A 251-nucleotide genomic window follows, 5' to 3' on the forward strand; every position below is an offset into this window, starting at 1 on the left:
TCCCAATAAAACATGCGCCACCCGAGGAACTCCTCTTCGTGGATCTTATTCGGTAACAAGTGGAATTACTGGTCTTAACATGACTTCCACAGATTTGTGTGACACTGTAGGTGGAGACAAATGGGCAAAGTATATGGACGTTTTACCTGGTGAAACCTACTATTTAATAGTAAACAACCATAGTGAGTCTGCAAATGGTTTCATTATGAAATGGGGAGGAACTGCTACTTTAGCATCTCCATTTACTGATC

1 pseudogene is annotated in these 251 nt (G+C 41.0%); it reads left to right on the plus strand.

Annotated features, from left to right (window positions below):
* Positions 1–251: pseudogene (locus tag SB679_RS25505) on the plus strand (gliding motility-associated C-terminal domain-containing protein); the annotation flags it as partial.

This window comes from Chryseobacterium sp. SIMBA_029, assembly GCF_046535275.1.
Taxonomy (GTDB): domain Bacteria; phylum Bacteroidota; class Bacteroidia; order Flavobacteriales; family Weeksellaceae; genus Chryseobacterium.